Source organism: Ruegeria sp. BHSB064, from assembly GCF_059613205.1.
Window position 1 is genome coordinate 1 of sequence record NZ_JBXWSB010000191.1, and the last position, 5,746, is coordinate 5,746.

A 5,746-nucleotide genomic window follows, 5' to 3' on the forward strand; every position below is an offset into this window, starting at 1 on the left:
CTTTTTTGGCCAACGCCGCGCCGTGGTCGTAAAGCTGTAGTGTCACGCCCACGACGTCATAGCCCTGATCCGCCAGATAGGCCGCCACGACGGAACTGTCGACGCCACCCGACATCGCAACAACCACCCGCGTTTCCGAGGGTGGTTTAGCAAAACCAAGCGAGTTCAGCGGGGTCTCGGTATCGAGGGCCATGATCAGTTCCGTTTCGGGTTAAGGAAGACCGCCGGAATATAAGAAAATTCTACACATTCTCAAGGGGCGGTTTCATGCGGTCTTAAGTAGCCTGATGTCAGTAACGGTGCAGGAAGAAAAGGGTTGAAAGATGTTTTTGCACAAAGTTGAGGGCCCACGGTCCGTGACATTACCCGACGGGACCGTTTTGACGCGCGCTGATCTGCCACCCGCGAATACACGACGGTGGGTGGCCTCACGTAAGATTTTAGTCGTACGTGGTGTGCTTTACGGCCTGATCACCTTGTCTGACGCCAAGAAAAAGTACGGAATCAGTGATGAGGAATTCAACGGCTGGGTGTCTCTTGTCGCCGAACATGGTGTCGAGGCGTTGAAAGCAACTGCTTTAAAAAAATATCGACAACCTAAAGGAGAGTGTGAATAATTGATTCAACGGTAACGTCAGATTAACCATTCTTCTTCAGGTTTATTTTTAATTGGAATTGTTGACCGAATTGGAGCAGTGAAAAATGCGCGTACTTCTTGTTGAGGATGATCCGACCACGTCCAAAAGCATCGAACTGATGCTGACGCATGCAAACCTCAACGTCTATGCGACGGACCTTGGTGAAGAAGGCATCGATCTGGCAAAGCTGTACGATTACGATCTGATTCTGCTGGACCTGAACCTGCCGGACATGAACGGGCATGAGGTGTTGCGCCAATTGCGGATCGCCCGGGTTGAAACACCAATCCTTATCCTTTCCGGCGCCGATGATACCGAAAGTAAGATCAAGGGCTTTGGTTTTGGGGCCGACGACTACCTGACCAAACCCTTTCATCGCGAAGAATTGGTGGCACGCATCCACGCCATTATCCGCAGGTCCAAGGGACACTCGCAATCAATTATCCATACCGGTCGGGTCGCTGTGAATCTGGATGCAAAGACCGTGGAAGTCGATGGAAAGACCGTGCATCTGACCGGCAAGGAATACCAGATGCTCGAACTGCTTAGCTTACGAAAGGGCACGACCCTCACAAAAGAGATGTTTCTGAACCATCTCTATGGAGGCATGGACGAACCTGAGCTGAAAATTATTGATGTGTTTATTTGCAAACTTCGCAAAAAGCTCAGCAATGCGACAGGCGGCGAGAATTATATCGAAACCGTCTGGGGGCGTGGATATGTGCTGCGCGACCCGCAAAGCAACAGTTTGGAAGAAACACGGATGGCTGTCGGCCTCTGATTTGAACCACCTGTGCTGTCGGCGGTCCGGGGCAGCACATTGCACTCACGGCTCAGCACGTCTGGACCTGGCCATGACCTCGCCCTATCACTGAGGTCCAAGAACGCGTGACAGGGCGAGGCCATGAGCAACTCAATCTCAATTTCTGATCTGACCGAAGACCAAGCACGCGCCGAGTTGGCGCGCCTGGCGGATGTGTTGTTGCGGGCAAACACGCTCTATCACGGTGCGGACGCACCGGAGATTTCAGATGCCGAATACGATGCACTGAAACGCCGCAACTCAGAAATTGAGGCACGATTCCCTCACCTTAAACGTGATGACAGCCCGTCGGAGCAGGTGGGTTCTAAGGCGGCAGACGGGTTTTCGAAAGTCACGCATGCTGTCCGAATGATGTCGCTGGGTAACGCCTTTGATGACGACGACGTGGCTGATTTCGACAGATCCATTCGCAAGTATCTTGGTCTGAGCGCGCAGGAGCCCCTGTCTTTCACGGCTGAACCAAAGATTGACGGTCTGTCGCTGTCCTTGCGGTATGAAAACGGTCAGCTTGTTCAGGCAGCGACGCGTGGAGACGGTGAAGTCGGTGAGAACGTGACCGCAAATGCACGCACTGTCTCGGATATTCCTCAGCAGTTGGATGGCGCGCCGGAAGTTCTTGAGGTCCGCGGCGAGGTTTATATGTCTCACGCCGATTTCGAGGCACTGAATGCCCGCCAAGCAGAGCGCGGCGGAAAACCATTTGCCAACCCGCGTAACGCAGCGGCCGGATCTTTACGGCAGCTGGATGCGGACATCACACGATCCCGTCCCCTGAAGTTCTTTGCTTATGCTTGGGGGGAGGTGTCCCAGCCGTTGGCGGGCACGCAACTGGAAGCGATTGAACGGCTCAAGTCGCTTGGGTTTTCAACGAATGATCTGACCCGTCTGTGCAAGACGACCCAAGACATGTTGGAGCATTATCGGGATATTGAAGCGCAACGCTCTACCTTGGGCTACGACATTGATGGGGTTGTCTATAAGGTCAACGATCTGTCCCTTCAGGCGCGTTTGGGGTTCCGCTCGACCACGCCGCGATGGGCGATTGCGCATAAGTTTCCGGCCGAACTGGCCTGGACGAGGTTGGAAGCCATCGACATTCAGGTCGGTCGCACGGGTGCGCTCAGCCCCGTGGCTCGGTTGCATCCGGTGACTGTGGGTGGGGTCGTGGTGTCGAATGCTACCTTGCACAACGAAGACTATATCGCCGGGCGTGATGCCAAGGGCGGTACGATCCGCGACGGTAAAGACATTCGTGTCGGCGATTGGGTGCAGGTCTATCGCGCGGGTGACGTGATCCCAAAAGTGGCAGACGTAGACCTTTCAAAACGCCCTTCTGATGCTCAGCCCTTTGCCTTCCCGACGCTGTGCCCCGAGTGCCAAAGCGCGGCGATCCGCGAGGAAGGTGACGCGGTGCGCCGCTGTACGGGTGGTTTGATCTGCCCGGCGCAAGCGGTGGAAAAACTCAAACATTTCGTGTCGCGAAAGGCGTTTGACATCGAAGGCCTAGGCGCAAAGCAGATAGAGATGTTCTACGATGATCCGGTGCTGTCGATTAATTCCCCTGCGGAAATCTTTACGCTTGAACGGCGTGACAAGGGGAATCTGGCCCGACTGAAAAACCGGGACGGGTGGGGGGAAACCTCGGCCGGAAACCTGTTTGCAGCGATCGACGAAAAGCGAACCATTCCGTTTGCGCGCCTGCTGTTTGCTTTGGGTATTCGCCATGTGGGCGAGGTCGGCGCACGTGATCTGGCGTTGTATTATCGCGAGTGGGATGCCATGGCACAAGCGCTGGACACCGCCCGACCGGCGGCTTTGGCGCAGCGGCAAGCTGATGAGGCAGAAGACGCCGAACGGGCTGCAGCGCTGGCCGAAGGTCGTCGCGCCCGCGTCAAAGAAGCGCGTGATGCAGCAGTCGCAGCGGCCCGAGTTCCAGCTGAGGCCAATGCCGCATGGTCTGATCTGATCGGTATCGATGGGATCGGAGCAACGCTTGGGCTGTCTCTGTCAGATGCGTTTGCAAATGCGGAAGAGCGGCGCGCATTTGATACGCTGCGGCAAGAGTTGACCGTCATCGCACCCGACGCACCTGCGTCCGACAGCCCGGTCGCAGGCAAAACGGTTGTTTTCACAGGAACGCTGGAAAAGATGACGCGCGCCGAAGCCAAGGCCAGGGCCGAAGCTTTGGGTGCAAAAGTGTCTGGCTCTGTCAGCAAGAAAACCGATATTCTGGTTGCCGGCCCCGGAGCCGGGTCGAAGGCGAAGAAAGCGGCAGAGCTTGGGATCGAAACGTTGGATGAGGATGGCTGGCTGCAGCTGATCGAAGGCGCATGAGCGGACGGCCTGAACAGCTTTTCCCGCTGTTTGCGGGTTTGGAAACGCTTGAGGGTGTTGGCCCCAAAACCGCGCAGGTTATGGCGCAGACCGGCGTAGAAAGCCCGCGCGATGTTTTGTTCGGGCTGCCATATGCGGTGGTTGATCGGCGCAGGCGCGACACGATTCAGGGTGCTGATCTGCCCGCTACGTTGACTGTTGAAGTCACTGTTGGCGCTCATCGTCCGTCGCGCAACAAGGGCGGAGCGTATCGCGTTCATGTCGAAGACAGTCAGGCCGATTTCCAGCTGGTCTTCTTTCATGCGCGTGGAGACTATCTGAAAAAGCTGCTTCCGCAGGGATCGCGCCGGGTGATTTCGGGCAAGTTGGAAATGTTCGACGGCATGGCCCAGATGGTGCATCCGGACCACATGCTGCCGGTCGAACAGGCCGGGGAGATTCCGGAATTCGAACCTGTCTACCATCTGACACAAGGGCTGACTCAGAAAACGGCGTTCAAGGCCAGTCGCAGCGCGTTGGCCCGGGCGCCTCAGCTTGAGGAATGGATTGACCCTGCGCAGGTGGCCCAGCAAAAATGGCCGGATTGGGCTTCGGCCATTCAGGCCGGGCATAACCCTCAGGGGGCGGATGACGTCGCCCCGTTTGCGCCCGCGCGGCAGCGTTTGGCGTATGACGAATTATTTGCACATCAGTTGACCCTGGCATTGGCCCGTCAACGGGAACGTAAATCCCGTGGAGTCGTCAGCGTCGCCACCGGAAGTTTGCAGTCCAAGGTGCTGGCCAGCCTTCCGTATCGCCCGACCGGCGCCCAAAGCCGGGCAATTGATGAAATCGCGGGTGATATGGCCTCTGAATCTCGCATGAATCGTTTGCTACAGGGCGACGTTGGTGCAGGTAAGACACTGGTGGCATTCATGGCACTTCTGATCGCCGTTGAAGCTGGCGGGCAGGGTGTGATGATGGCCCCGACCGAGATACTCGCGCGTCAGCATCTGGAAGGGTTGCGCCCCCTTGCGGAAGAGGCCGGGGTGGTTTTGGAACTGCTCACCGGACGCGATAAGGGGGCCGAGCGACGTTCCAAGCTTGAGGCGCTGAAACAGGGTAATATTCAGATTCTGGTTGGCACCCATGCGGTGTTTCAGAGCGATGTCGAGTTTAATGCGTTGCGTTTGGCTATCGTCGACGAACAGCACCGGTTTGGGGTTCGGCAACGGATGGAACTGTCGGAAAAAGGGCAGGGTGCCGACGTTCTGGTGATGACGGCAACGCCGATCCCGCGCAGCCTTGCGCTGGCGCAGTACGGGGACATGGATGTCTCGGTGCTGGACGAAAAGCCCCCCGGGCGAAAACCGATCAAGACGGCAATCGTCAGCACACAGCGTATGGACGAGGTCGTGTCGCATCTGCGTCGCGCGATTGAAGAGGGGCGGCAGTGTTACTGGGTCTGTCCGTTGGTGGACGAATCCGAGGTTTCGGACCTGACCGCCGCTGAAGATCGGTTCAAACGGCTGCGTGCCATTCTGGGGGAAGGCGTGGTGGGCCTGGTCCATGGTCAGATGCCACCCGCCGATAAAGACGCTGCCATGAGCGCCTTTCAGAACGGTGACACCAAGGTTCTGGTGGCGACAACTGTGATCGAAGTTGGGGTCAATGTTCCCAACGCAACGATCATGGTGATTGAACGGGCAGAGATTTTCGGGCTGGCGCAGTTACACCAATTGCGTGGGCGTGTGGGGCGTGGTGACGCGGATTCGACCTGCCTGCTGATGTACCAACCGCCGCTCAGCGAAGGCGGGCGCAAACGGCTGGAGGTTTTGCGGGAAACCGAGGATGGATTCCGCATTTCCGAAACCGATCTTGAGATGCGCGGGGCCGGGGATCTGATCGGGACCGCGCAGTCCGGCCTTCCTAAGTTCCGCATAGCTGATCTTGAACGACAGGCCGGGTTGAT

4 protein-coding genes and 1 pseudogene are annotated in these 5,746 nt (G+C 57.2%); 4 read left to right on the plus strand and 1 reads right to left on the minus strand.

Annotated features, from left to right (window positions below):
* Positions 1–193: pseudogene (locus tag AC2FNU_RS23670) on the minus strand (tRNA 2-thiouridine(34) synthase MnmA); the annotation flags it as partial.
* Between the two features lie 130 nt (positions 194–323).
* Here AC2FNU_RS23670 and sciP point away from each other — a divergent pair.
* The 4 genes from sciP to recG form a co-directional block, all read left to right on the plus strand.
* Entirely contained in the window at positions 324–617 is a 294-nt protein-coding gene (gene sciP / locus AC2FNU_RS23675; protein WP_496793586.1) for a CtrA inhibitor SciP, read from the plus strand.
* 85 nt (positions 618–702) lie between these two features.
* A complete protein-coding gene (gene ctrA, locus AC2FNU_RS23680; RefSeq protein WP_171183282.1) occupies positions 703–1,419 on the plus strand; it encodes a response regulator transcription factor CtrA in 717 nt (238 codons plus the stop codon).
* A 123-nt stretch (positions 1,420–1,542) separates the two neighbouring features.
* A complete protein-coding gene (gene ligA, locus AC2FNU_RS23685; protein ID WP_496793594.1) occupies positions 1,543–3,795 on the plus strand; it encodes an NAD-dependent DNA ligase LigA in 2,253 nt (750 codons plus the stop codon).
* A partial coding sequence (recG, locus tag AC2FNU_RS23690) for an ATP-dependent DNA helicase RecG (protein ID WP_496793598.1) occupies positions 3,792–5,746 on the plus strand: 1,955 nt, incomplete at its 3' end. The genes ligA and recG, both read left to right, overlap by 4 nt.

Coding starts and splice junctions, on each gene's coding strand:
- sciP (WP_496793586.1), top strand. CDS start 324: ATGTTTTTGCACAAAGTTGAGGGCCCACGGTCCGTGACATTACCCGAC.
- ligA (WP_496793594.1), top strand. CDS start 1,543: ATGAGCAACTCAATCTCAATTTCTGATCTGACCGAAGACCAAGCACGC.
- ctrA (WP_171183282.1), top strand. CDS start 703: ATGCGCGTACTTCTTGTTGAGGATGATCCGACCACGTCCAAAAGCATC.